The 22,120-nt window shown below is 55.1% G+C and carries 39 protein-coding genes and 2 pseudogenes; 36 read left to right on the top strand and 5 right to left on the bottom strand.

Going from position 1 to position 22,120, the window contains the following annotated elements:
• Positions 1 to 14: 14 nt before the first annotated feature.
• The 31 genes and pseudogenes from rpsJ to rplQ all read left to right on the top strand — a co-directional run bounded on the left by rpsJ (position 15) and on the right by rplQ (position 14,229).
• On the top strand, positions 15 to 323 hold the full coding sequence (gene rpsJ, locus ACOYW1_RS25650) for a 30S ribosomal protein S10 (protein WP_092214491.1): 309 nt from the start codon (positions 15 to 17) through the stop codon (positions 321 to 323).
• An 18-nt stretch (positions 324 to 341) separates the two neighbouring features.
• Positions 342 to 974 (top strand): 50S ribosomal protein L3, encoded by a 633-nt coding sequence (rplC, locus tag ACOYW1_RS25645; protein WP_180137666.1) that lies wholly within the window; start codon positions 342 to 344, stop codon positions 972 to 974.
• A 76-nt stretch (positions 975 to 1,050) separates the two neighbouring features.
• Positions 1,051 to 1,674: a 50S ribosomal protein L4 gene (gene rplD, locus ACOYW1_RS25640; protein ID WP_180137665.1), complete on the top strand. Its 624-nt coding sequence runs from the start codon at positions 1,051 to 1,053 to the stop codon at positions 1,672 to 1,674.
• The gene (locus tag ACOYW1_RS25635) at positions 1,671 to 1,958 is read left to right on the top strand and encodes a 50S ribosomal protein L23 (protein ID WP_092214396.1); all 288 of its coding nucleotides are present in this window, start codon (positions 1,671 to 1,673) and stop codon (positions 1,956 to 1,958) included. Before rplD ends, ACOYW1_RS25635 begins: the two co-directional genes overlap by 4 nt.
• Positions 1,959 to 1,972: 14 nt before the next feature.
• Positions 1,973 to 2,800 (top strand): 50S ribosomal protein L2, encoded by an 828-nt coding sequence (gene rplB, locus ACOYW1_RS25630; protein WP_482420254.1) that lies wholly within the window; start codon positions 1,973 to 1,975, stop codon positions 2,798 to 2,800.
• Between the two features lie 55 nt (positions 2,801 to 2,855).
• On the top strand, positions 2,856 to 3,134 hold the full coding sequence (gene rpsS, locus ACOYW1_RS25625) for a 30S ribosomal protein S19 (protein ID WP_092214391.1): 279 nt from the start codon (positions 2,856 to 2,858) through the stop codon (positions 3,132 to 3,134).
• 35 nt (positions 3,135 to 3,169) lie between these two features.
• Positions 3,170 to 3,505: a 50S ribosomal protein L22 gene (rplV, locus tag ACOYW1_RS25620; RefSeq protein ID WP_482418313.1), complete on the top strand. Its 336-nt coding sequence runs from the start codon at positions 3,170 to 3,172 to the stop codon at positions 3,503 to 3,505.
• An 18-nt stretch (positions 3,506 to 3,523) separates the two neighbouring features.
• Positions 3,524 to 4,171 carry a 30S ribosomal protein S3 gene (gene rpsC / locus ACOYW1_RS25615; RefSeq protein ID WP_180137662.1) on the top strand — a complete coding sequence of 216 codons (648 nt, stop codon included), beginning with the start codon at positions 3,524 to 3,526 and terminating at the stop codon, positions 4,169 to 4,171.
• Positions 4,172 to 4,211: 40 nt separating this feature from the next.
• On the top strand, positions 4,212 to 4,625 hold the full coding sequence (gene rplP / locus ACOYW1_RS25610; RefSeq protein WP_092214385.1) for a 50S ribosomal protein L16: 414 nt from the start codon (positions 4,212 to 4,214) through the stop codon (positions 4,623 to 4,625).
• Positions 4,625 to 4,807: a 50S ribosomal protein L29 gene (gene rpmC / locus ACOYW1_RS25605; protein ID WP_180137661.1), complete on the top strand. Its 183-nt coding sequence runs from the start codon at positions 4,625 to 4,627 to the stop codon at positions 4,805 to 4,807. Before rplP ends, rpmC begins: the two co-directional genes overlap by 1 nt.
• Positions 4,808 to 4,837: 30 nt before the next feature.
• Positions 4,838 to 5,095: a 30S ribosomal protein S17 gene (gene rpsQ, locus ACOYW1_RS25600; RefSeq protein ID WP_180137660.1), complete on the top strand. Its 258-nt coding sequence runs from the start codon at positions 4,838 to 4,840 to the stop codon at positions 5,093 to 5,095.
• A gap of 18 nt (positions 5,096 to 5,113) precedes the next feature.
• Positions 5,114 to 5,482 carry a 50S ribosomal protein L14 gene (gene rplN / locus ACOYW1_RS25595; RefSeq protein WP_180137659.1) on the top strand — a complete coding sequence of 123 codons (369 nt, stop codon included), beginning with the start codon at positions 5,114 to 5,116 and terminating at the stop codon, positions 5,480 to 5,482.
• Positions 5,483 to 5,521: 39 nt separating this feature from the next.
• On the top strand, positions 5,522 to 5,851 hold the full coding sequence (gene rplX / locus ACOYW1_RS25590) for a 50S ribosomal protein L24 (protein WP_180137658.1): 330 nt from the start codon (positions 5,522 to 5,524) through the stop codon (positions 5,849 to 5,851).
• A gap of 20 nt (positions 5,852 to 5,871) precedes the next feature.
• Positions 5,872 to 6,411, top strand: a complete 540-nt coding sequence (gene rplE / locus ACOYW1_RS25585; protein WP_180137657.1) for a 50S ribosomal protein L5 — start codon at positions 5,872 to 5,874, stop codon at positions 6,409 to 6,411.
• Positions 6,412 to 6,503: 92 nt separating this feature from the next.
• Complete coding sequence (locus ACOYW1_RS25580) at positions 6,504 to 6,674, top strand: type Z 30S ribosomal protein S14 (protein ID WP_281374462.1); 171 nt, start codon at positions 6,504 to 6,506, stop codon at positions 6,672 to 6,674.
• Between the two features lie 65 nt (positions 6,675 to 6,739).
• The gene (gene rpsH / locus ACOYW1_RS25575) at positions 6,740 to 7,138 is read left to right on the top strand and encodes a 30S ribosomal protein S8 (RefSeq protein WP_482418311.1); all 399 of its coding nucleotides are present in this window, start codon (positions 6,740 to 6,742) and stop codon (positions 7,136 to 7,138) included.
• A gap of 15 nt (positions 7,139 to 7,153) precedes the next feature.
• Positions 7,154 to 7,684 carry a 50S ribosomal protein L6 gene (gene rplF / locus ACOYW1_RS25570; RefSeq protein ID WP_482420253.1) on the top strand — a complete coding sequence of 177 codons (531 nt, stop codon included), beginning with the start codon at positions 7,154 to 7,156 and terminating at the stop codon, positions 7,682 to 7,684.
• A 93-nt stretch (positions 7,685 to 7,777) separates the two neighbouring features.
• A pseudogene (locus tag ACOYW1_RS25565) lies at positions 7,778 to 7,867 on the top strand (50S ribosomal protein L18); the annotation flags it as partial.
• A 2-nt stretch (positions 7,868 to 7,869) separates the two neighbouring features.
• Positions 7,870 to 8,139, top strand: a complete 270-nt coding sequence (locus tag ACOYW1_RS25560) for a 50S ribosomal protein L18 (protein ID WP_482423823.1) — start codon at positions 7,870 to 7,872, stop codon at positions 8,137 to 8,139.
• Positions 8,140 to 8,157: 18 nt separating this feature from the next.
• Positions 8,158 to 8,652: a 30S ribosomal protein S5 gene (gene rpsE, locus ACOYW1_RS25555; RefSeq protein WP_180137652.1), complete on the top strand. Its 495-nt coding sequence runs from the start codon at positions 8,158 to 8,160 to the stop codon at positions 8,650 to 8,652.
• 16 nt (positions 8,653 to 8,668) lie between these two features.
• Positions 8,669 to 8,863, top strand: coding sequence for a 50S ribosomal protein L30 (rpmD, locus tag ACOYW1_RS25550; RefSeq protein WP_180137651.1), 195 nt, complete (start codon positions 8,669 to 8,671; stop codon positions 8,861 to 8,863).
• On the top strand, positions 8,853 to 9,290 hold the full coding sequence (gene rplO, locus ACOYW1_RS25545) for a 50S ribosomal protein L15 (protein ID WP_180137650.1): 438 nt from the start codon (positions 8,853 to 8,855) through the stop codon (positions 9,288 to 9,290). Before rpmD ends, rplO begins: the two co-directional genes overlap by 11 nt.
• 6 nt (positions 9,291 to 9,296) lie before the next feature.
• Positions 9,297 to 9,665, top strand: coding sequence for a hypothetical protein (locus tag ACOYW1_RS25540; protein WP_482420252.1), 369 nt, complete (start codon positions 9,297 to 9,299; stop codon positions 9,663 to 9,665).
• Positions 9,662 to 10,594: a preprotein translocase subunit SecY gene (gene secY / locus ACOYW1_RS25535; protein WP_482420251.1), complete on the top strand. Its 933-nt coding sequence runs from the start codon at positions 9,662 to 9,664 to the stop codon at positions 10,592 to 10,594. Before ACOYW1_RS25540 ends, secY begins: the two co-directional genes overlap by 4 nt.
• A gap of 293 nt (positions 10,595 to 10,887) precedes the next feature.
• On the top strand, positions 10,888 to 11,106 hold the full coding sequence (infA, locus tag ACOYW1_RS25530; protein WP_092214362.1) for a translation initiation factor IF-1: 219 nt from the start codon (positions 10,888 to 10,890) through the stop codon (positions 11,104 to 11,106).
• Positions 11,107 to 11,152: 46 nt separating this feature from the next.
• Positions 11,153 to 11,266: a 50S ribosomal protein L36 gene (gene rpmJ / locus ACOYW1_RS25525; RefSeq protein WP_092214360.1), complete on the top strand. Its 114-nt coding sequence runs from the start codon at positions 11,153 to 11,155 to the stop codon at positions 11,264 to 11,266.
• Between the two features lie 13 nt (positions 11,267 to 11,279).
• Positions 11,280 to 11,648: a 30S ribosomal protein S13 gene (gene rpsM, locus ACOYW1_RS25520; protein WP_180137648.1), complete on the top strand. Its 369-nt coding sequence runs from the start codon at positions 11,280 to 11,282 to the stop codon at positions 11,646 to 11,648.
• A 48-nt stretch (positions 11,649 to 11,696) separates the two neighbouring features.
• A complete protein-coding gene (gene rpsK, locus ACOYW1_RS25515; protein ID WP_092214356.1) occupies positions 11,697 to 12,086 on the top strand; it encodes a 30S ribosomal protein S11 in 390 nt (129 codons plus the stop codon).
• Positions 12,087 to 12,160: 74 nt separating this feature from the next.
• Positions 12,161 to 12,772 (top strand): 30S ribosomal protein S4, encoded by a 612-nt coding sequence (gene rpsD / locus ACOYW1_RS25510; RefSeq protein WP_482423822.1) that lies wholly within the window; start codon positions 12,161 to 12,163, stop codon positions 12,770 to 12,772.
• A 55-nt stretch (positions 12,773 to 12,827) separates the two neighbouring features.
• Complete coding sequence (locus ACOYW1_RS25505; RefSeq protein WP_482420250.1) at positions 12,828 to 13,796, top strand: DNA-directed RNA polymerase subunit alpha; 969 nt, start codon at positions 12,828 to 12,830, stop codon at positions 13,794 to 13,796.
• Between the two features lie 49 nt (positions 13,797 to 13,845).
• Positions 13,846 to 14,229 carry a 50S ribosomal protein L17 gene (rplQ, locus tag ACOYW1_RS25500; RefSeq protein ID WP_180137647.1) on the top strand — a complete coding sequence of 128 codons (384 nt, stop codon included), beginning with the start codon at positions 13,846 to 13,848 and terminating at the stop codon, positions 14,227 to 14,229.
• 158 nt (positions 14,230 to 14,387) lie between these two features.
• On the opposite strand, the gene ACOYW1_RS25495 is transcribed toward rplQ, so the two are convergent.
• Positions 14,388 to 14,894, bottom strand: a complete 507-nt coding sequence (locus ACOYW1_RS25495; RefSeq protein WP_482420249.1) for a GGDEF domain-containing protein — start codon at positions 14,892 to 14,894, stop codon at positions 14,388 to 14,390.
• Positions 14,895 to 14,935: 41 nt separating this feature from the next.
• Complete coding sequence (locus tag ACOYW1_RS25490; RefSeq protein ID WP_482420248.1) at positions 14,936 to 15,424, bottom strand: hypothetical protein; 489 nt, start codon at positions 15,422 to 15,424, stop codon at positions 14,936 to 14,938.
• Between the two features lie 131 nt (positions 15,425 to 15,555).
• Between ACOYW1_RS25490 and ACOYW1_RS25485 the strand changes: the two genes are divergently transcribed.
• The 4 genes and pseudogenes from ACOYW1_RS25485 to ACOYW1_RS25470 all read left to right on the top strand — a co-directional run bounded on the left by ACOYW1_RS25485 (position 15,556) and on the right by ACOYW1_RS25470 (position 18,235).
• Entirely contained in the window at positions 15,556 to 16,149 is a 594-nt protein-coding gene (locus tag ACOYW1_RS25485) for a hypothetical protein (RefSeq protein WP_180137645.1), read from the top strand.
• 380 nt (positions 16,150 to 16,529) lie between these two features.
• On the top strand, positions 16,530 to 17,177 hold the full coding sequence (locus ACOYW1_RS25480; protein WP_482420247.1) for an NAD(P)/FAD-dependent oxidoreductase: 648 nt from the start codon (positions 16,530 to 16,532) through the stop codon (positions 17,175 to 17,177).
• A 58-nt stretch (positions 17,178 to 17,235) separates the two neighbouring features.
• A pseudogene (locus tag ACOYW1_RS25475) lies at positions 17,236 to 17,364 on the top strand (FAD-dependent oxidoreductase); the annotation flags it as partial.
• A 325-nt stretch (positions 17,365 to 17,689) separates the two neighbouring features.
• On the top strand, positions 17,690 to 18,235 hold the full coding sequence (locus tag ACOYW1_RS25470; RefSeq protein WP_482420246.1) for a rhodanese-like domain-containing protein: 546 nt from the start codon (positions 17,690 to 17,692) through the stop codon (positions 18,233 to 18,235).
• Positions 18,236 to 18,249: 14 nt separating this feature from the next.
• Here the strand turns inward: ACOYW1_RS25470 and ACOYW1_RS25465 are convergent, their stop codons facing one another.
• Entirely contained in the window at positions 18,250 to 18,537 is a 288-nt protein-coding gene (locus tag ACOYW1_RS25465; protein ID WP_482420245.1) for a hypothetical protein, read from the bottom strand.
• On the opposite strand from ACOYW1_RS25465, the gene ACOYW1_RS25460 reads away from it, so the two are divergent.
• Complete coding sequence (locus ACOYW1_RS25460) at positions 18,536 to 19,399, top strand: hypothetical protein (RefSeq protein ID WP_482420244.1); 864 nt, start codon at positions 18,536 to 18,538, stop codon at positions 19,397 to 19,399. The genes ACOYW1_RS25465 and ACOYW1_RS25460 overlap by 2 nt on opposite strands.
• A 184-nt stretch (positions 19,400 to 19,583) precedes the next feature.
• On the opposite strand, the gene ACOYW1_RS25455 is transcribed toward ACOYW1_RS25460, so the two are convergent.
• A complete protein-coding gene (locus tag ACOYW1_RS25455) occupies positions 19,584 to 20,066 on the bottom strand; it encodes a Crp/Fnr family transcriptional regulator (protein WP_482420243.1) in 483 nt (160 codons plus the stop codon).
• A gap of 96 nt (positions 20,067 to 20,162) precedes the next feature.
• The gene (locus ACOYW1_RS25450; protein ID WP_482420242.1) at positions 20,163 to 21,950 is read right to left on the bottom strand and encodes a Na(+)/H(+) antiporter subunit D; all 1,788 of its coding nucleotides are present in this window, start codon (positions 21,948 to 21,950) and stop codon (positions 20,163 to 20,165) included.
• Between the last annotated feature and the right edge of the window lie 170 nt (positions 21,951 to 22,120).

Raw genomic sequence — 22,120 nt, 5'->3', positions numbered from 1 at the left:
GGACCCAAATCATGATGATCAATACCAAAATCAGGATCAGACTCAGGGCATACGACCACAGGCTTCTCGACAAATCAGCCCTTGATATTGTCGACACCGCCAAGAAGACAGGCGCAAAGATCTGCGGGCCCATTCCATTGCCCACGCGTACCAACAAATTCTGCATTCTTCGCTCACCCCACGTGAACAAAAAATCACGTGAGCAGTTTGAGATCAGAACCCACAAGAGACTGCTGGACATTCTCGAACCCACCCAGCAGACCGTGGACGCTCTGATGAAGCTGGATCTTTCGCCCGGTGTCGATGTAGAGATTAAACTGTAGTTAAGGGGTATATTACCAATGAGTAGAGGACTTTTGGGTAAAAAATTGGGGATGACAGGCGTCTACTCCTCAGACGGGAGGTACATCCCCGTCACTGTAGTACAGGTAGGCCCCTGCGTCGTAACTCAGATCAAAACCGTGGACACGGACGGGTACAACGCCGTTCAGCTCGGATTCGGTGAGAAAAAAGCAAAGCACACCACCAAGCCCCTGAAGGGCCACTTCGCCAAAAGCGGCGAGAGCTTTTTTTCCGATGTCCGTGAGTTTGAAGTGGCTGATCCCGCTGAGTACTCCCTGGGCCAGGAAATCACCGCCGAGATGTTCGAGGTTGGTGAACTCGTGGACGTGACCGGAACCTCCAAAGGCCGCGGTTTCTCAGGTACCATCAAGCGCCACGGGTTCTCCCGCGGCCCCGAGACCCACGGTTGCCGTAACCACAGGGCCCCCGGCTCCATCGGTTGCAGCGCCTGGCCTGCCAAGGTTTTTAAAGGAAAGAAGCTTCCCGGACAGTACGGCGGCGTCAGAAAGACCGTTCGAAACCTGACCGTTGTGGACATTCGTGCCGACGAAAATGTGGTTCTCATTCAGGGCTGCATTCCCGGCGCCAAGTCCGGTCTTGTTGAGATCAAGAAGCCGAAGTTTGGCAAGTAAACGATGAACATCAACGTGTGCCCAACCGCAGGGACCCTGCGAAGTGGGTGCATGAAAATAAAAAACGAGGGAAGTTATGGCTGTCGTTGATGTACTGAATGTTACAGGAGATAAGGTCTCGCAGGCTGAGCTTGCGGACGATATCTTCAATGTAGCCGTAAAAGGAAGTGTCCTTCACGAAGTGGTCAAGATGCAGTTGGCCAACCGGCGCGCCGGGTCTGCATCTGTTACGAACCGCTCCGATATTACCGGTAGCACCAAGAAGCTTTACCGGCAGAAGGGTACCGGCAACGCCCGCTCCGGCTCCATCAAGTCGCCCCTGCGTCGTGGTGGTGGGGTTATCTTTGGCCCCCAGCCCAAGAGCTGGGCGTACAAAGTGCCCAAGAAGGTGCGGAAGCTTGCACTGAAAATGGCTCTTTCCAGCCGTTTCCAGGGCGATAACCTCATGGTTGTCGATACCTTCGGAGTGGACGAGATCAAAACCAAGACCGTTGTCAAGGCCCTTACCGACCTTAAGGTCGACAACGCTCTGATCGTGACCGACGCGGAAGATATCAAATTTGAGCTGTCAGCGCGCAATATCAAAGGCGTCAAGGTGATCCGCACCGAGGGCCTGAACGTGTATGATATTCTCAAGTACAACAAGCTGGTCCTCATTGAGTCTTCCATCAAAGGCATCGAAGGGAGGCTTTCAGCATGAATACATTCGATATCATTATCAAGCCGTTGAACACGGAAAAGACCACGATTCAGAAAGAGACGCTGAACCAGGTATCTTTTGAAGTCGCCCCGAAGGCCAACCGGATTGAGATCAAGAAGGCTGTCGAGAAGATCTTCAAAGTCGGCGTGGAAGATGTCCGCACGGTTAACGTGAAGGGCAAGGTCAAGCAGAGAGGCAAAATCGTCGGAAAGCGCAAAGACTGGAAAAAGGCGATTGTGACGCTGGTGCCTGGAAGTACCATTGAATTCTTTGAAGGCGTATAGACCGGGAGCGATAAATGGCAGCAATTAGAAAAACCAAACCGACATCACCTGGCCGCAGGCACCAGGAATATTCGACGTTTGAAGGGATTACCACCGACAAACCCGAAAAGAGTCTGCTGCGGCCCCTGAAGAAAAGCGGCGGTCGTAACGTCAACGGCCGGATTACCTGCCGTCACAAGGGTGGTGGACACAAGAGACATTACAGGGTCATCGACTTCAAGCGTGACAAAGTCGGTATCCCTGCTAAAGTAGCGACGATCGAATACGATCCCAACCGCAGCGCCCGGATCGCTCTGCTTCACTACGTCGATGGCGAGAAGCGGTACATCCTGGCCCCCATCAACCTCAATGTGGGCGATCAGATCATGTCCGGCCCTGAGGCCGACATCAAGCCCGGGAACTGCCTCCCCCTGGAGAACATTCCCCTGGGTACCCAGATCCACAACATTGAGCTCAAGGTGGGCAAAGGTGGGCAGATCGTTCGCAGCGCCGGAACCTTTGCACAGCTGATGGCCAAAGAGAAGGCCTACGCCATGGTTCGACTTCCCTCCGGTGAAGTACGCATGGTCCTTGCCAAATGCAAGGCGACCATCGGGCGACTTGGAAATACAGAGCACAGCAGCATCAACAAGGGCAAAGCCGGCCGTACCCGCTGGATGGGCGTTCGTCCCAGTGTCCGCGGTGTGGCCATGAACCCTGTTGACCATCCCATGGGTGGTGGTGAAGGACGCTCTTCCGGCGGCCGTCACCCCTGTTCACCCTGGGGCGTACCCTCTAAGGGCTTCCGCACCAGAAAGAACAAGACCACCAACCGTTACATCGTGAAGCGACGCACGAAGTAACAGGCTCGCGTAAAGCAATTACGGGTAATTTGAAAGATTAAGAACAGGAGACAAAATGCCACGTTCGCTTAAGAAAGGGCCGTTTGTTGATGCAAAGCTTGTCAAGAAAGTGCTCTTGGCTCAGGAAAGCCGATCCAACCAGGTCATCCAGACATGGTCGAGACGATCTACCATCTTCCCCGAGATGGTAGGGTTGACGCTTGCAGTACACAACGGTCGTAAATTCATTCCGGTATTCGTTACCGAGAATATGGTTGGCCATAAACTGGGGGAATTTTCACCGACACGCACCTACTGGGGGCATGCGGCTGATAAAAAGACCAAGGGCAAATAGCGCCCCGCAAACCTTTAAGTAGAGGATGACTTACAATGGAGGTTAAAGCTGTAGCAAGGTATGTGCGAATTTCTCCTCAGAAGGTGCGGAAGATTGTCGGCGCCGTGAAGGGGAAGCCTGTCGAATCAGGCCTCAATTCGCTCAAATTTATGCCTCAGAAAGCCGCTGCAATCGTCGAGAAGACTCTGCGGTCAGCTGTCGCCAACGCCGATCACAACAACGAACTCGACGTTGACGCGCTCTTTATTAAGAATATTACGGTTGACCAAGGGCCCAGCCTGAAGCGGTTCAGGGCCAGAGCGCGCGGTAGAGGATCCCGCATCCTGAAGAAAACCAGTCACATCACAGTCGTCGTGGCTGATGAGGCGTAACGAAAAGGAGATAAAAAGTTGGGCCAGAAAGTAAATCCAATAGGACTTAGACTCGGAATCAACAAGACCTGGGATTCCCGCTGGTACGCCGACAAGCAGTATGCGGATTTTGTCATGGAAGATTTCCGGATCCGCAAGTTTCTCAAAAAGCGACTGTACCATGCCGGTATTTCCAAGGTAGAGATTGAGCGATCCTCCAAGAGGATCCGCCTCCGCATCCACACTGCCCGCCCCGGGATCGTCATCGGCAAGAAGGGCTCTGAGATCGGTCTGCTCAAGACCGACCTGGTGAAGCTGATTTCTGCCGGTGGGGACAAGCGCGACGTCATGATCGACATTCAGGAGATCAAACGTCCCGAGCTTGACTCCCAGATGGTGGCTGAAAACGTGGCCCTCCAGCTGGAGCGCCGTGTGGCCTTCCGCCGCGCCATCAAGCGCTGCGTCTCCTCGGCTATGCGTTTCGGCGCACTGGGCATCAAGATCATCTGTGCCGGCCGTCTGGGTGGCGCTGAAATGGCCCGTACCGAATGGTACCGGGAAGGCAGGGTGCCCCTTCATACCCTCCGTGCGGATATCGACTACGGTTTTGCCGAAGCCCATACGACCTATGGGGTCATCGGCATCAAAGTGTTTATTTTCAAAGGAGAGATCCTGGGTAAGGACTGATGTGGCCCTTGCTTTGACAGGATAATGAAGGAGTTTCCAAATGCTGAGTCCTAAAAAGGTCAAATTCAGAAAGCAGCAGCGTGGAAGAATGACGGGGAAAGCCTACCGTGGCTCCACCCTCAGCTTCGGCGAATTCGGGCTGCAGGCCCTGGAGTGCGGCTATGTTAACGCACGCCAGATCGAGGCTGCCCGTATTGCCATGAACCGTCGCGTTAAGCGTGGCGGAAAGATGTGGATCCGGATTTTCCCGGACAAGCCCATCACCAAGAAACCTGCCGAAGTCCGAATGGGTAAAGGTAAAGGTTCCACCGAGGCATGGGTTGCCGTTGTCAAACCCGGCAAGATCCTTTATGAACTCGAAGGTGTTCCCAGAGATCTGGCTCGCGAAGCGATGCGTCTTGCCGCCCACAAGCTTTCCATTAAAACACGTTTTATTGAGAGGGGCGACTACTAATGAAGATCAAAGATATTCGTGCCATGGGCAAGGATGATCTGAAGGCGAAACTTCAGGACCTCAAGGAAGAGCACTTCAACCTGCGCTTCCAGCACGGCGTGGGGCAGCTTGAGAAGACCTCCATGCTCAAAAGCGTGCGAAGGGACATTGCCAAGGTCGAGACGGTCATCCGGGAAAACTGAACTTTCTAAAGGTAGAGACTAGTTACCGCTATGAAAAAACGAGGAATGAAGAGACAGCTGCAGGGAACTGTGGTGTCCGATAAGATGGATCGAACCGTCGTCGTTCTTGTGGAAAGGCTGGTTAAGCATCCTCTTTACAAGAAATATATCAAGCGCCACAACAAATATGCAGCCCACGACGCGGAGAACGCATGCGGCATCGGCGACAAGGTCGTCATCACCGAGTGCAGGCCCCTGAGCAAAAGCAAACGGCACCGCGTCAGCAAGATTGTTGAAAAGGCGGTTTGATAAAGAAGGAAGACAACGATGATTCAGACAGAAACTAGATTGACCGTGGCAGACAACTCCGGTGCCAAGGAGCTGTACTGCATCAAGATATTGGGCGGTTCCAAAAAGCGATACGCAGGTGTCGGCGACATCATCGTCGTGTCTGTCAAGGAGGCCATTCCCAACGCCAAGGTAAAAAAAGGCGATGTGATGAAGGCCGTGATTGTACGCACGAAGAAGGCCATCAAACGAGCCGATGGATCTTACATCCGTTTCGACGAGAACTCCGCGGTACTGGTCAATCAGAGCCAGGAACCCATCGGAACGCGTATTTTCGGCCCGGTGGCAAGGGAGCTGAGGGCGAAGCGATTTATGCGTATCATCTCACTGGCTCCTGAAGTCCTTTAATGCCGGAAAAGACCCCGGTCGCTATTTTGGAGACAAATTATGAACAGTGAAAAATCTCATATCCGAAGAGATGATAAAGTTAAGGTTCTTACCGGAAAGGACAGGGGCAAGATCGGCAAAGTCCTCAAAGTCATCCGGAAGGAAAACCGGGTTGTTGTGGAAAACATCAACAAGGTGAAGAGACACCAGAAGCCTAACTTCAAGAACACCCAGGGCGGTATCATTGAAGCCGAGGCGCCCATTCACCTGTCCAATGTTCAGCTGATGTGCAACCACTGCCTCAACCCCGTCCGGATAAAGATGAAGGTCCTGGAAGATGGTAAGAAGGTCCGTGTTTGCAGAAAATGCAATGAAACCATCGAAGCTTAGGGCCAAGGCGGAGGATGTAAATGTCAGATTTTAAAAAACAGTATCAGGAAGAAGTGGTTCCCAAGCTTATGGAAACCTTCGGGTATAAAAACCTCATGGAGGTTCCCAAGGTTGAGAAGGTTGTCCTGAACATGGGCCTGGGCGAAGCCATCAAGAACGGAAAGATCCTCGACTCGGCAGCTGCCGAGCTGGCGACCATTTCCGGTCAGAAGCCGGTGATCACCAAAGCCAAGAAGTCCATCGCAGCCTTCAAGCTGCGCGAAGGCATGCCCATTGGGTGCATGGCGACCCTGCGCAAGGAGAAGATGTGGGATTTCCTCTACAGGCTGATCAACATCTCCCTTCCTCGCGTTCGGGACTTCCGCGGTATTTCCGGCAAGGCCTTCGACGGCCGAGGCAACTACTCTCTGGGCGTTCGTGAGCAGATTATTTTCCCTGAAATCGATTACGATAAAATCGATCAGATCAAGGGGCTGAATATCACGATCGTGACCACTGCCAAGAACGACGCGGAAGGCAAAGAGCTTCTCAGGCTCCTTGGAATGCCTTTCCGGAATTAGAGGAAAAAGACCTGACTTCATGAAGGGGGCGATAAGGGAGACCGAGTCCCCGCAAGGAAGTCTGCAAGGAGAAAGCTGTGGCAAAGAAATCAATGATGGTGAAAGCCGAACGCAAGCCCAAGTTTAAAGTCCGTGCGAACAACAGATGCCCGATGTGCGGGAGGCCCAGGGCTTACATGCGAAAGTTCGGTATCTGCCGTATCTGTTTCAGGAACCTTGCATCGCACGGCAAGTTACCCGGTGTTACTAAGTCGAGCTGGTAAGGGATTTTTTCCTTTACCCTCGATACTGGTATAAACCTTTACAGTACTATTCAACGGAGTAAATCATGACGATGAGTGATCCTATTGCGGATTTGTTGACACGCATCCGCAATGCCGGCAGAGCCAAGTTCCCCAAAGTCGATATCCCCGGATCCAAGATCAAGGTGGAGATCGCACGGGTTCTTCAGGAACAGGGCTACATCAAGAACTACAAGTTTGTCGACGACGGAAAGCAGGGCATGCTGAGGCTGTACCTTAAGTACGATCAGGAAGGTACGCACGCCATTTTCGGAATCACAAGAGTGAGCAAGCCCAGCCGACGTGTGTACGCAAAGTACAAGGACCTGAAACCGGTCCTCAACGGACTCGGCGTGGCCGTGGTCTCCACCTCCAAGGGTGTGATGACCGACAAGCAGGCGAAAGCGCAGAAACTCGGCGGCGAGATTCTCTGCAATATTTGGTAGCAAGGGAGCGACATTATGTCTCGAATTGGAAAAAAGCCCATTGTGCTGCCTGCATCCGTCAAGGCGGCCTATGCGGATCGAAAACTTGTGGTTGAAGGCCCCAAAGGCAAGCTGGAACAGGAGATTCATCCTGTAGTGGACCTGAAGATTGAGGACAACGTCATTTCCGTTGAAATCATCGACAACGTTCGTGATGCGGGAGCGTATCATGGTATGGTCCGAGCCATCGCCGCCAACATGGTGACTGGCGTCAGCACTGGATTTGAAAAGGCCCTTGAGGTCAACGGTATCGGCTACAAGGTGGAAGTCAAAGGTCAGACGGTCATCCTGAACGTCGGATACTCTCACGCTGTCAGCTATGATCTCCCCAAAGGCATTGAAGCCAAGGTGGACAGGAACATCCTGAAGATCATGGGTGCCGACAAGCAGTTGGTGGGCCAGGTTATCCGCTGCATTTGTGACGTTCGTCCCCATCTTTCCAAGGGCAAGGGGATCAAATATGTCGACGAGCACATCCAGAGGAAAGCTGGAAAGACAGGAAAATAATAAGCCTGACTTTGTGGCGCCAGCTATGGTGTGGCCGGGACCTGACTCTTCAGGTCCCGCCAAGGTTCAGCTTATCATATACAGGATAAAGATATGGGTACTACAAACTCTCGCAAAGAGAAGCGACTCAAAAAAAAGATCAGGATCCGTAAGAAGATTGTCGGAACTCAGGAACGTCCCCGTCTCTGTGTGTTTCGCAGCGCCAAGCACATCTATGCGCAGCTCATCGACGATACGGTCGGCGCACTTCACCGACCTCCACCGTCGGTAAAGGCTACAGCGCAGAAGAGGGTGCCGATAAGTCTGCCAAGGCCAAGATGGTCGGCAAGCTTGTCGCGGAGAAGGCCATGGAAAAAGGTGTTAAGAGCATCGTTTTCGATCGCAGCGGTTACATCTACCATGGTCGTGTGAAATCCCTTGCAGAAGGGGCTCGTGAAGCAGGACTGGAATTTTAATTCTGAAGGAGGCGTCCTTTGTTTAAGAAAGACACAGAAGATAACGGATTGATTGACAAGGTTGTCTATATCAACCGCGTCGCCAAGGTCGTCAAGGGTGGTCGCAGATTCAGCTTCAGTGCCATTGTTGTCGTCGGTGACGGAGAGGGCAGCGTCGGCTTCGGGCTCGGCAAAGCCGGTGAGGTTCCCGAAGCCATCCGTAAGGGCGTGGAAGCCGCCAAGAAAAACATGGTGAAGGTAAATCTCGTGAATGGGACCATCCCCTCTGAGGTAATCGGCAAGTTCGGTGCCGGTCGCGTGCTGCTCAAGCCCGCTTCCGAAGGTACCGGCCTCATCGCCGGCGGTGCTGTTCGCGCCGTCCTCGAAGCCGTGGGTGTGAAAAACATTCTGACCAAATGCATGGGTTCCAACAACCCCCATAACGTAGTCAAAGCCACCATCGCCGGCCTGAAAGCAAACCAGAGCCGTGAAGAAGTGGCCCGACGCAGGGGTCTGAGACCTGAAGATCTGTAATCGGGGGAGTTAGCAAATGTCACAGAAGCTGAAAATCACTCTTGTCAGAAGCATGATCGGCCGACCCGAAAAGCACCGCAAGGTACTCAGAGGCATGGGCCTGACGAAGATGAACAAAACAGTCGAGCTGGAAGACACCCCCTCCATTCGAGGCATGGTCTCCAAGGTCGTTCATCTTGTGAAAGTGGAGGAGAACGCCAATGAAGCTTAATGAACTGTCACCGGCCGAAGGCTCGGTTAAAGCGCGCAAGCGTATCGGTCGCGGTGTAGGCTCCGGTTGGGGCAAAACCGCTGGTCGTGGTACCAAGGGATTTAAGAGCCGTTCCGGCGGCAACGTCCGTCCCGGTTTTGAGGGCGGCCAGATGCCGATCCACAGGCGTCTTCCCAAACGCGGTTTCACCAACATCTTCAAAAAAGAGTTCGCCATCTTGAACGTCAAGGACCTTGCCCGCTTTGAAGAGGGCCAGGTGGTGGATGAAGCGGCTCTCGTAGCGGCTGGCCTCGTCAAAGGCCGTCGTGACGGCATCAAGATCCTCGGCAACGGTGAGATCACCATGAAGCTCACCATCAAAGAGTGCCAGGTGTCCAAGAGCGCCCGAGAGAAAATTGAAGCAGCAGGTGGAACAGTAGAGGCCTAAGACCATATGACGACCAGCGGATTCCAGAACCTATTCAAATTGCCGGAATTGAAGAAACGGATCGTAACCACACTGATGCTGTTGCTCGTCTACCGCATCGGTGTGCACGTTCCCACACCCGGGATTAACCCCGACTCCCTGGCCGAGATCTTTCGCACGCACGGCGAGGGCATCGTGGGCATGTTCAACATGTTCTCCGGGGGGGCACTCGAGAGACTCTCGGTGTTTGCCCTGGGTATCATGCCTTATATCAGCGCCTCCATTATTCTTCAGCTGATGACCGTGGTGGTTCTCACCCTCAGTAGGCCCGCAAAGGTGAGGAGCAGGGTCAGAAGAAGATCACCCAGTACACTCGGTACGGGACGGTGCTCTTGAGCGTGATCCAGGGCTTTGGCATCAGTGTGGGCCTGGAAGCCATGCACGCCGCAACCTCACCGGGTTGGGGCTTTCGCATCATGACCGTCATCACCCTGACGGCCGGCACCGCGTTTATCATGTGGCTGGGTGAGCAGATCACCGAGCGTGGCATCGGGAACGGTATCTCCCTGATTATCTTTGCAGGGATTATTGCCCGCATGCCCGCTGCGGTTGCCAACGTGTTCAACCTCATGGGGTCTGGTCAGATGAGCCCCTTTACTGCGCTGATGCTCGTTGTCATGATGGTTGGCGTCATCGGGTTTGTCATCTACATGGAGACGGCTCAGCGCCGGATCCCCGTGGAGTATGCCAAACGCGTGGTGGGCCGCAAGGTCTACGGGGGGCAGAGCTCGCATCTGCCCCTGAAGATCAACACCTCCGGTGTGATCCCGCCCATCTTCGCCTCCTCCATCATCGTCTTCCCGACCACCGTTGCCTCGTTTTTTCCCGGCGTTCCGGTGATGAAAACCATCAGTGACCTGATGGCTCCGGGCAGCGTGCTTTATACGGTCATCTTTGTGGCCTTCATCGTGTTCTTCTGCTTTTTCTACACCGCCATCCAGTTCAACCCGACGGATGTGGCTGAGAACATGAAAAAGAACGGGGGCTATATCCCCGGGATTCGGCCCGGCAAGCGTACCGCGGATTACATCGACAAGGTGCTTACCCGCATCACCGTTGTGGGGGCTGTTTACGTCTCCGCCATCTGCGTGCTGCCGACCATGCTGATCACCAAAGCCAATGTTCCCTTCTACTTCGGCGGCACGGCCCTCCTCATTGTGGTGGGTGTTGCCATCGATACCGTTGCCCAGATGGAATCGCATCTTGTGATGCGAAACTACAGCGGGTTTCTCGGGGACGGCAAAGCGATGAAAGGTCGCCGATAGCGACAGGTAAGTTTAGAACGTATATGGATGGTCACCCCTTTGCACCGGGCGCCTATTTCAAGGTGTCCGGAAAAAAGGGGTTGTCATCCATTTGCGAGTGTAGTATCACATCATGCTGGTTTTTTTTGTTTCGTGGCCACCTCTCCATGGAACTGCCGGTTGAGTTGCAATGTGTGAGATACTCGATATTTGGATATCATTCGTAAGGTAAACTCTGCAATCTGGTCGAAAGCGGTGTGAGCCGTTTTAACCCATTTGGACCAGACAGATGCGATTATCGTGGGAGGAGAGTTATGGCAAAGGAGGAGCCCATTAAGGTACAGGGAACTGTACTTGAGACTTTGCCCAATGCAATGTTCAAAGTGGAACTGGAAAACAAGCATCAGATCCTGGCTCACATCTCGGGTAAAATGCGCATGCATTTTATCAAGATTCTACCCGGGGACAAGGTGACCGTTGAACTGTCGCCTTATGACTTGACCAGAGGACGAATCACCTACCGTTCCAAGTAGGTATCCTTACGAAATTTGAAGGATAAGACGAGGGAGTATAACCCAAATGAAAGTCAGAGCTTCAGTAAAAAAGATATGTCCTAAGTGCAAGGTTGTTCGTCGTCACGGCGTTGTACGGGTTATCTGCGAAAACAAACGTCATAAGCAGAGACAGGGATAGAGGAGGATAAATTTTGGCAAGGATTGCAGGGGTAGACATACCCAGAAGAAAAAGAATCGATATCGCGCTCACCTACATCTACGGTGTAGGGCTCTCCACTTCCAAAGAGATTCTCTCTAAGCACGATATTGACCCGAGTACCCAGACTCAGGATCTGACCGAATCCGACGTCAACCTTATCAGGAAGACCATTGATGCAGACTACCGTGTGGAAGGTGAACTCCGCACTGAGGTGTCCATGAACATCAAGCGTTTGATGGATCTTGGTTGCTACCGTGGACTTCGTCATCGTAAATCCCTCCCTGTCAACGGACAGAGAACCAAAACCAACGCACGTACCCGTAAAGGCCCCAGACGAGCTGCCGTTAAGAAGAAGAAGTAGGTGCAGCTTGGGACACCTGGTCACGATTAAAGGAGGCTTTTAAGCGTCATGGCGAAGACACGCGCACGACAGAAGAAAAAGGTCAGAAAGAACATATCCAGTGGAGTGGTTCATATCCAGTCCACATTCAACAATACCATTGTATCTGTTACCGACACCAATGGTAACGTCATTTCCTGGTCCAGTGCCGGTATGCACGGCTTTAAAGGGTCCCGCAAGAGCACCCCTTTTGCTGCCCAGCTGGCTGCTGAAGATGCGGCCAAAAAGGCTCAGGAACACGGCATGAAAACCGTGGAAGTAGAAGTGAAGGGACCCGGCGCCGGCAGGGAATCGGCTCTCCGCTCTCTCCAGGCTGCAGGCTTTGTGATTACCAAGATCAGGGACGTCACCCCTGTTCCTCACAACGGCTGTCGCCCCCCGAAGAAGAGAAGAGTTTAAAAAAGACTATTTGAACATGATACCAAATATTCCGAGTATCAAAGGAGGAAACTCACTGCAGTACAGAGGGTTGCATTTTACCGTGCTGTCTTTGCAGACGTGAAAACATGAAGCTTTTCCTTAAAGGCGATCGTTGCTACTCAGACAAATGCAGCTTCGATCGACGCAGCTACGCACCCGGCCAGCACGGTCAGCGCCGCAGCAAGTTTTCCGATTACGGCATCCAGCTCAGGGAAAAGCAGAAAGTAAGACGCATTTACGGTGTCTCCGAAAAGCAGTTCCGCATCATCTTCAAGAAAGCGGACCAGAAAAAGGGGATCACCGGCACCAACCTGCTTCAGGCCCTCGAATGCAGACTTGACAACGTGGTCTACCGACTCGGTTTCGTCAACTCTCGCACCCAGGGACGTCACTTCGTACGCCACGGGCACTTCCTCGTGAACGGCCGCAAGGTTGACATCCCCTCCTACATTGTCCGCAAAGACGATGTGGTCGAAATTCGTGAAAAGAGCAAGAAGGTTCAGTTTGTGCAGGACGCCATTGACGCCGTGGTTCGCCGAGGCGTGCCCCAGTGGCTTGAACTGGACAAAGACAATATGAAAGCCAGAGTTGTAAATCTTCCTGTACGCGAAGACGTCACCCTGCCGATTCAGGAACAGTTGATCGTCGAGCTCTACTCCAAGTAGCGGAGCCTTTTAACGTGAGTAAACTGTTGTTCTTGGCACAATTCTGGAGATCAATATGACATCAAACGAAATGATATACAGGAACTGGCGTGAGATGATCAGTCCGGACAAAGTGCTGCTGTCCGGCAGTTCAACTTACGGTAAGTTTGTATGCGAACCTCTTGAAAGGGGATACGGCATTACCATCGGTAACGCCCTCCGGAGGATCATCCTTTCATCCCTTTACGGCGCCGGCGTCGTGTCGGTGAAAATCGAGGATGTTCTGCATGAGTTCTCTCCAATCCCCGGGGTTCTTGAGGATGTCTCTGAGCTGATTCTCAACATTAAAGAGATTAAGTTGAAGGTGACCGACACCGAGACGCGCACCCTGGAGCTGAAGGCCGAAGGCCCCGGCAAGGTGTGCGCCGGAGACCTCATCAGTCCCGATGGCCGGGTGGAGATCCTCAATCCAGATCTTCATCTTGCGACCTTGAACGAGGGCGGCAAACTCGACATGATCCTCACTGTTAAAGTGGGTCGCGGGTATGCTTTGGCCAGGGATAACAAGGACGAGGACGCACCGGTCGGGACCATAGCCATCGACACCGTCTTTTCCCCCATCAAAAAGGTCAACTACACGGTTTCCAACTCCCGCGTGGGGCAGAAAACCGATTACGACAAGCTGACCCTCGAGGTGTGGACGGACGGCAGTCTGCTTCCTGAGGACACCGTGGCGTATGCCGCGAAAATCCTGAAAGAGCAGATGAGTCCTTTCATCAACTTTGATGAGGATATCGAGCCTGAACACGACAGCGTCAGTGAAGAGGGTGGGGACAGAGATTTCAACGAAAACCTCTACAGAAATGTGGATGAGCTTGAACTCTCGGTACGTAGTGCCAACTGCCTGAAAAATGCCGACATCATCAAGATCTATCAGCTCGTGCAGAAAACCGAAGCCGAAATGCTCAAAACCAAGAACTTCGTTAACCCTGAACGAAATCAAGATGCTTGGCGAGGATGCACTTTCCCTCGGTATGAAACTTGACGGTTTCAGCCCGAAGGAGGAAGACGGAGCTGAAGGGGAGTAAGAGGAAATGAGACATAAAAAAGCAGGCGTTAAGCTGGGCAGGACTTCTGCCCATCGCAAAGCGATGTTTCGCAATATGGTGACCTCTCTGTTCAAGCACGGGAGGATCAAAACCACCGACGTCAAAGCCAAAGAGCTTCGTCGTTGGGCGGACAAAATGATTACCCTGGCCAAGCGTGGAGACCTCCACGCCCGTCGCCAGGCAATGGCCGTTATTATGGAAAAAGAAGTGGTGCACAAGCTTTTCGAAGAAGCTCCCGCACGCTTCGGCGGTAAAAACGGCGGCTACACTCGAGTGACCAAAATCGGTTTCCGTGCCGGTGACGCAGCGTCCATGGCTATTGTGGAGTTCACCGCTCCCAAGGTCGAAAGCGCAGCAACCGACGCGTAAATCCGTAAAGGGCATCCGCCCTTTCCGGTCCCTCTGCATGAACAGTTAGTAACAGCCAAGGAGCGTTAGCTCAGGAGGTGGCTGTGACCTGTTGCACATAAAAGCCCACGGCATTTCATGCCGCGGGCTTTTTTTGTTTGGTGATCTGTTCTTCCGGCTTAGGGGGTGACCTCACACACCGGCTTGAGGCGGGTCTTGTTTCGGTACAGGGCCTTGTCCGCCCGCTTGAGAAGGGCCGGGTAGGTGGGGGTGTTTTCCACGCGCAGGGAGGCGATACCGAAGCTGACGTGCTGGTGCAGGGTGTGGCCGTTGATGGGGATGGGCATGGCTGCCATCTCATCCTGGATGCGGGTCATCATGGCCTGGGCCTTCTCCAGGGTGGTTTCGGGCAGGACGAGCACGAACTCGTCTCCGGCAAACCGGCAGAGGATGTCGCTCTCCCGGGTGTATCGGGACAGGGCCCTGGCCACGTCCATGAGGACCTTGTCCCCTGCGTCATGGCCGTAGCGGTCGTTTACGGCCTTGAACTTGTCGAGGTCGAGAAAGGCCACGGAGAGTTCCCGGTTGTAGCGGATGGCCCTGCGGAACTCCTGCTCCAGGGCATGCTCCATGGCCCGTCGGTTCAGCAGCTCCGTCAAGGGGTCATTAAAGGCCAGCAGGCGCAATTTTTCATGGGCCGTTACATTGGAGAGGCACAGGGAAAATTTTAAGGCCAGCTGGGCGAGGAGGACCAGTACCTGTAGGAGAATCGGTCTGACGAGACGTCCGCCTGATTGAGGCAGCCGATCACTTCACCGTCCAGGGTGATGGGCGACATGGACATGGAGCGGATCAGCCAGTTGCTGGTGGGGGGGATCAGGGCCCGGTACTCGTGGATATCCTGGTTGACGAGGGTGGGGGTGGTGCCGGTCCCCAGGAGTCCCTGGAACTGGGAGCGTGTCGCCAGGTTGACCCGTTCGGGCAGGAGTTCCGATGAGCCGAAGGCCTTGAGGAGGAGCCGGGACGTATCGCTCCCCTTGACCAGGGTAATCCAAACATACGGGATGTTAAACTGCTTGGATATTTCGGAAAGGAGGGTTTCAAACAGGTCCTTGAAATTCAAAATTGTGAGGATTTTGGTTTCAACCTGATTGAATTTACGAGATTTTATTTCGTTGTCTTTGACAAGGTCTAGAAGCTCTTGGAATGTCAGCATATGCCTGATTTTATCGAAGGATTGTTAAAAAAAAGCCAAAAGAAGCTAAAAAAAAATAGTGTAAATCCGATAATAAAGTCAAGAGAATAGATATGAACGCCTTAAAGCGGGGTTAGACAGGCATGGCCGATATGGAGAGTCGACTTTCCAGTATTGCTGAAAAATACAGGACGAACCACCTGGACGGATTGGGCGAGGAGGAGATTTTACAGGATATCTTCAACCTCCTGGAAGAGGTCGACGAGCGTGAAAAGGAGATCCTCTGGGCCAAGCGCCGCATCAAGGAGCTGGAGCGCGAGAAGAAGGGCGAAAGCAAGGTGGGGCGTACACGCACCGCCATGTGGGCCATCCGCGGGTTCACTGCTGAAAACCGCCTCTACGTCAAGATGGCCGGTGAGTTTGATTACAAAGGCGCCAAACAGTTCTCCAACCACATCCTCTCCGTCCTCGACTCCCTTCGCAGTGAGTGCGACATTATCGTGGACATCAGCCGTATCCGGGAAAACGGCGACAAGAAAAACGCCTTCCATATCCGCAAAGTGGCCTGCACCCTGGCTCAGATGAGCGTTTCCCGCATCATTCGTATCTCAGACGGCATGCCCAAAACACTCAAGGAGATGGTGGATGCCATCTTTGAAGAGAATGGCCTGACCATCTTTGACGTTCCCACCCTCAACGATGCTTCGGATCTTTTGAAGCGGGAGAAGCATCACCTGAGGGTCTGAGGCCCCTTTTGGCAAGATGCGGGGCTGCGCGTTGGTCAAACCGGTTGTGGGGTTCCCATGACCGGTTTTTTGCGTTCTGGCAGACCCTTTGAAAACAAGCCTATCCGGGTTTCAGGCCAGGCCCTTTAAAGCCTCAAAAGAGCGTGAAACCTCGCGGCTTTTGCCTCACCTTTGTTTTTCTTGTAATTCAGAGGATAAGATACTACAACCGTGTGGTGGCCGGGCTGAAGAGGTGGCTGGTTTCGTACATAAACCAGGCTCTTTTTCAGGCCGGGAGACGCAATTTCAGCGTGTTGGGCGCGACGCTCCGGGACAGGGTCAATGGGTCCCGAGACGCCGGTCCAGTGGCGATAAGCACAAGCAAAAAGGTAGACAAGAAAATGTCAAGACGAGTTGTTGTCATCGGCGGCGTTGCCTTGGGGACCAAGGCTGCCTGCCGAGTGAAACGCATCGATCCCTCGACCCATGTGACCCTCATCGACAAAGATGACTACATCTCCTACGGAGGCTGCGGTATTCCCTACTATGTCTCTGGTGATGTGGCGGATCATACGGCCCTTCAGAGCACCGCGTATCATATGGTTCGTAACGAAGAGTTCTTCAAGACCATCAAAGGCTTCGAAGCCCTGGTCACCGGAACCCTGGTTACCCGCATCGACCGGGAAGCCAAGGTGGTCTGGGCCAAGGGCAAGGACGGAGTGGAGAAGAGCTACCCCTACGACAAGCTGGTCATCGGCGCGGGAAGCCGCACCCGGGATCTCAAGATTCCGGGCCAGGACCTGGCCAACATCCACGCCGTGGGCAACCTCGAAGACGCCATGGAGATCAAGAAGCTCGTGGCCGCCGGACAGGTGGAAAAAGCTGTCATCGTGGGGGCCGGGTTCATCGGCCTGGAGATGGCCGAAGCCCTGGCCGACATGTGGGGCATCGAGACCTCCGTGGTGGAGATCGGCAACCAGATTATGCCGGGGTTTGTCAGCGAGCAGATGGCCCATATGGCCCAGCGCTCTATGGAAGAAAACGAGTAGCTTTTACCTCGGAGAAACCGTCAAGGGGTTTGAAGGCGAAGAGGGAGCTGTCCAGCGGGTGGTCACCGACAAGCGCACCCTGGAAGCCGACCTGGTCATCATGGCCGTGGGGATCAACCCCAACGGCGAGCTGGCCCGGGAAGCCGGCCTGGAAGTGGGCCCCACCGGCGGAATCGTTGTCAACGAGCGCCTGGAAACCTCGGATCCCAATATCTACGCCGGGGGCGACTGCATTGAACTCAACCACGCCGTGAGCGGAGCCCCCGGGGTTTATCCCCTGGGTTCCCTTGCCAACCGCCAGGGCCGCGTCATCGGCACCAACCTGGCAGGTGGCAACGCCACCACCGAAGCCCCGGTGGGCAGCTTTGTGGTCAAGCTCTTCGATAAGTCCCTTGCGGGCAGTGGTTTACTCGAAAAGGACATGGAAGCAGCCGGCATCGACGCCATCAGCGTCTCCATGTGCCAGCTGGACCGCGCTCACTTCTATCCCGAAAAGGAACTGAATCCAGCTGGTGGTGGAAAAGGCCACCAAAGTGGGTGCGGTCTTCGGCATCCAGGGTTTTGCCGGCAGCGGCGATGCCATGGTGGGCCGCATCAACGCGGTGGCAGCCACCTTGAAGTACAAGCCCACTATTCTGGATATCAGCAACCTGGAGTTTGCCTACTCTCCGCCCTTCAGCTCTGCCATGGACATCGTCAACTCCCTGGCCAACGTGGCGGACAACGCCGTGGACGGCCTGCTCCAGTCCATCCCCCTGGCCACCTTCGAAGGGCTCTGGGAAGAGGGCGACTGCGTCTTCATCGACTGCCGCGAGCTGCCCGACTCCACCCCCTTCAAGGAGAAATTCCCCGGCAAGTGGAACACCATTCCCCAGGGAGAGATCAAAAACCGCATTGCAGAGGTCCCCAAAGACAAGTTGGTGGTCCTGGTCTGCAACACCGGCGTGCGCTCCTTTGAGGCCCAGATCAACCTGCGTGAAATGGGCATCACCAACACCGTGAGCGTCCAGGGCGGCATGGCCACCCTCAAGACCTGGGGTTCCAAGGTCGCCGAGTAACGCCAGTTCCTTGATCAAGTTATCGACACCCACGCTTTGCCCGCATCCTGCGGGCAGAACGTGGGTGTTTTTTTTTGCCTCCGGCGGGTCGCTTTTTTGAAAAAAAGCTCCGCAAAAAACGTTCCTAATGAGAAAATGTTGCCCTCGTATGTAGCACGGGCGAAGCCCGTCAGCACATGTGATGTCCCTGAGGAACGAAGGGGCAGAGCATGTGCGAACCGATTTATCCCCTGGCCGCCGGCGGCATGCTTTTTATTTTTTTCTGTGCCTGTTCGAGGGCTTTGTGGTGTAATGACCGCCATGAAATCTTCTTTATACAGCGGACTTGGGGCTGCCCTGGTGCTGGTGGCCGGATGGTGGGGCGTCTCCATGGCGGGGGCCGCCCTTATGGGGCGTGTGGGCATGGTCTCGGGGTTTGTGGGGGGGCTGGCGGTTCTTGCGTTGATCCTCGGGGCCTTGTGGGCGGTTTCCCTGTGGTGTATGCGCCGTGTGGCCGTTCCAGAAGTTCCGGCGCTGCATCGCTGGGGGATCCTGGCGGTGGGGTTTCTGATCACGGCGGGCAGCTGGACCGCCCTTCGGTTTGGCCTGCCTTTTCGGCTTAGCTGGGAGGCATTGAGCACCTGCGGTCAGCTTCTGGTTGTTGTTGTGGCGGCGGGCTACCTGCCACGTTTTTTAAAATCTCCAGCCGAGCTGCTGCCCCTGGTGAGTGTGATGGTGTGTGCCGATGCCGTGAGTTTTCTTGTGGGCCCCACCCACCATATTGCCCAGGACGTGGCTGCGTACTACACCGGGGGGCGACAGGGCCTTTACCCTCTCTCCGAAGTACTCCTCATGAAGTTTCCCAGCCCCGGCACCGATGCCCTCCATCCCTTTTTCGGCGTGGCCGACTGGTTCATGGTGGTATTTCTGGGCAGCGCCTCCCGATTTTTCTCCTTGCCGGATCGCCTTGCAGGAATCCCCGCAGCCGTTCTCGGCCTCTTTTTGGCTGTTGCTACCGCCTGGACCCTTGGCGCCTTTGTCCCGGCCCTTCCTGTGCTGGCCCTCTTTTACCTGGCCGTCATGGCCGTGCGCCACACCCAAGCCTTTACCCCGAAACGCCGCGAAGTGGCCCTTTTCCTCTTTCCGCCCCTGGTCTCCGCAATCCTGTTTTTCTTCAAGAGCTAACGTCAAGCATTTACCAGGTAAAAAACAAAATCGGTGGGCAGGGGATAAATCCCCTGCACCCCAGGATCGCACATGCTCTGCCCCTTCGTTCCTCAGGGCCATCACATGTGCTGACGGGCTGCGCCCGTGAAGAATGTGAGTGCAACCAGCTTTCAAGGTGGCTCACCTTGCCGCCGGAGGCGTTTTACGATTTTTCGAGTTCGTGGATCTCCGGGTGGGTGGAGAGGGCGCGGAGGAACTGTTCGGTGCGCCGCTGGAGGCGTCCTGCCATCATCTGGACCATCTGTCGGTGGATGAGGTAGCCCAGCCTGTGGTCCTTTTCCATGATTTCGACCAGGGCCTTGCCGTCGATGAGGATCACCTCGGAGGCTTCGGAGCTGATCGCCGTGGTGCTGAAGGACATCTCTTCCATGAGGGAGGAGTAGCCGAAGCATTCGCCTGCGTTGAGGGTTGCCACGGTGACGGTCATGTGGCGGGTCATCTCCTGCTCGATGAGGATGGTGCCGGAGCGCACCAGGTAGAAGGTGCCGGACTGGCCCCCTTCGCCGAAGATCACCTCTCCTTCCTCAAAGGAACGGGGTTTGGAGATGGCGATGATGCGGTCCACCAGCTCATCGGGAAGGGTGGAGAAGAGAAAGGCGTTTTTTATATCGTCTCGTGAGATCATGGTCTGTTGTCCTCGTGTTGGGCTTGCAGCTTCAAAGAGCCGGGTTGTGGTGTCCGTTTTCGAGGGGACCGGCAAGGCCCCCTCACCCCGTGTGGGCTATCCTCTGACGGCGTAGAGCAGGAAGATGAAAAGTACGGCGATGAAGGCGCCGACCCCTGAGGGGACGGTGCCTGTCCTGAAGGCCAGTCTCACCCGGTCGGAGACGTCCGCCTGGCTGGGGTTCCCCTTGCCGAAGAGGTGGGTAAAGGGGGCCATGAGGGCCACGGCAATGGACTCGGGCGCTCCCTGGGCGAATCGATTGACACGTCCGGTGAGCCCTTTGACAAACAGGGCGTCGCAGGCGGCGTTGATGCCGTTGAGCACCTTGTCGAAAATCACGTAGAGGACGCGCCCGGCGCCTGCATAAAACCAGTCCGTGTCCAGGAAGGTGGCCTTGGAGAGTTTTGGCAGGAGCCCCTTGGCCAGCAACAGGAAAAAGGCCAGGGTGCCGAAGAACTGAAGCTGGAGCTGGCCGATGACGTGGGCCGCGGTGTAGGGCTCGTAGTCCGCGGCAAAGGGGAGCATGTTGTAGAGCACCTCGTGGTGGATGCCCACGTAGACGCAGCCCAGGGCGGTAAAGCCCATGGCGATGCGCATGTTCCAGGGGGCCTCGGCGGGCTTTAAGCCGGAATCCCTGTGGAAGAAGGTGAGGAAGGGCACCCGGATGCCCACGTAGGCAAAGACACCCACGGCGGTGAACTGGAGGATAAACCAGGCCAGGGTGAGGTGTTCGTGGGCCGCTGCCGAGATGATCATGGACTTGCTCACAAAGGCGCAGAAGTAGGGGGTGGACATGGCCAGGCCCCCCACGATGCAGAAGGTGGCGGTCCAGGGCATGAAGCGGAAGAGGCCCCCTAAGTCGCCCAGGTTCTGTTTGCCGGTCTGGTGAATCACGGCCCCTGCGCCCATGAAGAGCAGGGACTTGTAGAGGATGTGGCAGACGGCGTGTGCCGCCACCCCGTTGATGGCCAGGTCGGTGCCGATGCCGATGCCCACGATCATGAAGCCCACCTGGTTGATGAGGCTGTAGGCCAGGACCCGTCGCATGTTGTTTTCAATGACCGCATAGCACAAGGGAATGAGTGCCATGGCAAGGCCTAAGGGGATAAGGATCTCGGTTCCGGCAAAGATGCGGGCCATGGTGTAGACGGCGCTCTTGGTGGTAAAGGAGCTTAAGAACACCGCGCCGGTCACCGTGGCTTCCGGGTAGGCGTCTTTGAGCCAGGCGTGCATGGGGTAGACCGCTGCGTTTACCGCCACGCCCACGAAGATGAACCAGGAGGCAGGGGAGGCCAGCTCAATGGCCGAAAAGGCGATGGTTCCGGTCTCCTGGATCTGGAGGACGATGCCCGCCATGAGGGAGAGCCCCCCCAGGATGTGGATCATGATGTAGCGGAAGGCCGCCTTCTGGGCTTTTTCCGCGCGCCGGGCAAGGATGAGGAAGGTGGAGGCCACGGCCATGAACTCCCAGAAGACATACAGGGAGAAAAAATCACCGGCAAAGGTCACGCCCACGGCGCTGCCCGCGTAGATCATGGCCGAGGTGTGGGCCAGGGCGTCGTCTTCGTGCATGGCGTAGACGCTGCCGGCAAAGGCGGCGATGCAGAAGATGGTGCCGAAGACGCGGGAGAGGGCGTCGATGCGTCCGAAGACAAGCTGGTAGTCCAGGAAGGGGACTGTCCAGTGGGTGCCGTTGGGCACCGAGAGCAGGGTCACCAGGGCCAGAAGGGGCAGGACCGTCATCCAGGCGGACCTTAAGCGTCCTTTCAGGATGGGCAGGACCAGGGCCCCGGCCACCATGATCAGGGCCGGGGGGATATCTATATAAGGCATGGAAAGTGTCATTGGATCGAACATCTCCTGTAAGGATTACCTGTTATTTTCCGTTTTTCACCAGGAACGAGAGTCCCAGGGCGAGGACGGGCAGGGCCAGGCCGGAGAGGAACCCGAAGATGGGGTTGAACTCGGGCCATCCGTCGACGGTAAACGATGCGTGGGGGTGAATGAGAGCTTAC

Source organism: Desulfoluna sp. CYM3A (assembly GCF_056829965.1).
This window is presented reverse-complemented; position numbering and strand designations above follow the sequence as displayed.

Bases quoted from the DNA above. Each gene is read 5' to 3' on its own strand.
- rpsJ (WP_092214491.1), top strand. From the start codon at position 15: ATGATCAATACCAAAATCAGGATCAGACTCAGGGCATACGACCACAGG.
- rplC (WP_180137666.1), top strand. From the start codon at position 342: ATGAGTAGAGGACTTTTGGGTAAAAAATTGGGGATGACAGGCGTCTAC.
- rplD (WP_180137665.1), top strand. From the start codon at position 1,051: ATGGCTGTCGTTGATGTACTGAATGTTACAGGAGATAAGGTCTCGCAG.
- ACOYW1_RS25635 (WP_092214396.1), top strand. From the start codon at position 1,671: ATGAATACATTCGATATCATTATCAAGCCGTTGAACACGGAAAAGACC.
- rplB (WP_482420254.1), top strand. From the start codon at position 1,973: ATGGCAGCAATTAGAAAAACCAAACCGACATCACCTGGCCGCAGGCAC.
- rpsS (WP_092214391.1), top strand. From the start codon at position 2,856: ATGCCACGTTCGCTTAAGAAAGGGCCGTTTGTTGATGCAAAGCTTGTC.
- rplV (WP_482418313.1), top strand. From the start codon at position 3,170: ATGGAGGTTAAAGCTGTAGCAAGGTATGTGCGAATTTCTCCTCAGAAG.
- rplP (WP_092214385.1), top strand. From the start codon at position 4,212: ATGCTGAGTCCTAAAAAGGTCAAATTCAGAAAGCAGCAGCGTGGAAGA.
- rpmC (WP_180137661.1), top strand. From the start codon at position 4,625: ATGAAGATCAAAGATATTCGTGCCATGGGCAAGGATGATCTGAAGGCG.
- rpsQ (WP_180137660.1), top strand. From the start codon at position 4,838: ATGAAAAAACGAGGAATGAAGAGACAGCTGCAGGGAACTGTGGTGTCC.
- rplN (WP_180137659.1), top strand. From the start codon at position 5,114: ATGATTCAGACAGAAACTAGATTGACCGTGGCAGACAACTCCGGTGCC.
- rplX (WP_180137658.1), top strand. From the start codon at position 5,522: ATGAACAGTGAAAAATCTCATATCCGAAGAGATGATAAAGTTAAGGTT.
- rplE (WP_180137657.1), top strand. From the start codon at position 5,872: ATGTCAGATTTTAAAAAACAGTATCAGGAAGAAGTGGTTCCCAAGCTT.
- ACOYW1_RS25580 (WP_281374462.1), top strand. From the start codon at position 6,504: ATGATGGTGAAAGCCGAACGCAAGCCCAAGTTTAAAGTCCGTGCGAAC.
- rpsH (WP_482418311.1), top strand. From the start codon at position 6,740: ATGACGATGAGTGATCCTATTGCGGATTTGTTGACACGCATCCGCAAT.
- rplF (WP_482420253.1), top strand. From the start codon at position 7,154: ATGTCTCGAATTGGAAAAAAGCCCATTGTGCTGCCTGCATCCGTCAAG.
- rpmD (WP_180137651.1), top strand. From the start codon at position 8,669: ATGTCACAGAAGCTGAAAATCACTCTTGTCAGAAGCATGATCGGCCGA.
- rplO (WP_180137650.1), top strand. From the start codon at position 8,853: ATGAAGCTTAATGAACTGTCACCGGCCGAAGGCTCGGTTAAAGCGCGC.
- ACOYW1_RS25540 (WP_482420252.1), top strand. From the start codon at position 9,297: ATGACGACCAGCGGATTCCAGAACCTATTCAAATTGCCGGAATTGAAG.
- infA (WP_092214362.1), top strand. From the start codon at position 10,888: ATGGCAAAGGAGGAGCCCATTAAGGTACAGGGAACTGTACTTGAGACT.
- rpmJ (WP_092214360.1), top strand. From the start codon at position 11,153: ATGAAAGTCAGAGCTTCAGTAAAAAAGATATGTCCTAAGTGCAAGGTT.
- rpsK (WP_092214356.1), top strand. From the start codon at position 11,697: ATGGCGAAGACACGCGCACGACAGAAGAAAAAGGTCAGAAAGAACATA.
- ACOYW1_RS25505 (WP_482420250.1), top strand. From the start codon at position 12,828: ATGACATCAAACGAAATGATATACAGGAACTGGCGTGAGATGATCAGT.
- rplQ (WP_180137647.1), top strand. From the start codon at position 13,846: ATGAGACATAAAAAAGCAGGCGTTAAGCTGGGCAGGACTTCTGCCCAT.
- ACOYW1_RS25490 (WP_482420248.1), bottom strand. From the start codon at position 15,424: ATGCTGACATTCCAAGAGCTTCTAGACCTTGTCAAAGACAACGAAATA.
- ACOYW1_RS25485 (WP_180137645.1), top strand. From the start codon at position 15,556: ATGGAGAGTCGACTTTCCAGTATTGCTGAAAAATACAGGACGAACCAC.
- ACOYW1_RS25480 (WP_482420247.1), top strand. From the start codon at position 16,530: ATGTCAAGACGAGTTGTTGTCATCGGCGGCGTTGCCTTGGGGACCAAG.
- ACOYW1_RS25460 (WP_482420244.1), top strand. From the start codon at position 18,536: ATGAAATCTTCTTTATACAGCGGACTTGGGGCTGCCCTGGTGCTGGTG.
- ACOYW1_RS25465 (WP_482420245.1), bottom strand. From the start codon at position 18,537: ATGGCGGTCATTACACCACAAAGCCCTCGAACAGGCACAGAAAAAAAT.
- ACOYW1_RS25455 (WP_482420243.1), bottom strand. From the start codon at position 20,066: ATGATCTCACGAGACGATATAAAAAACGCCTTTCTCTTCTCCACCCTT.
- ACOYW1_RS25450 (WP_482420242.1), bottom strand. From the start codon at position 21,950: ATGACACTTTCCATGCCTTATATAGATATCCCCCCGGCCCTGATCATG.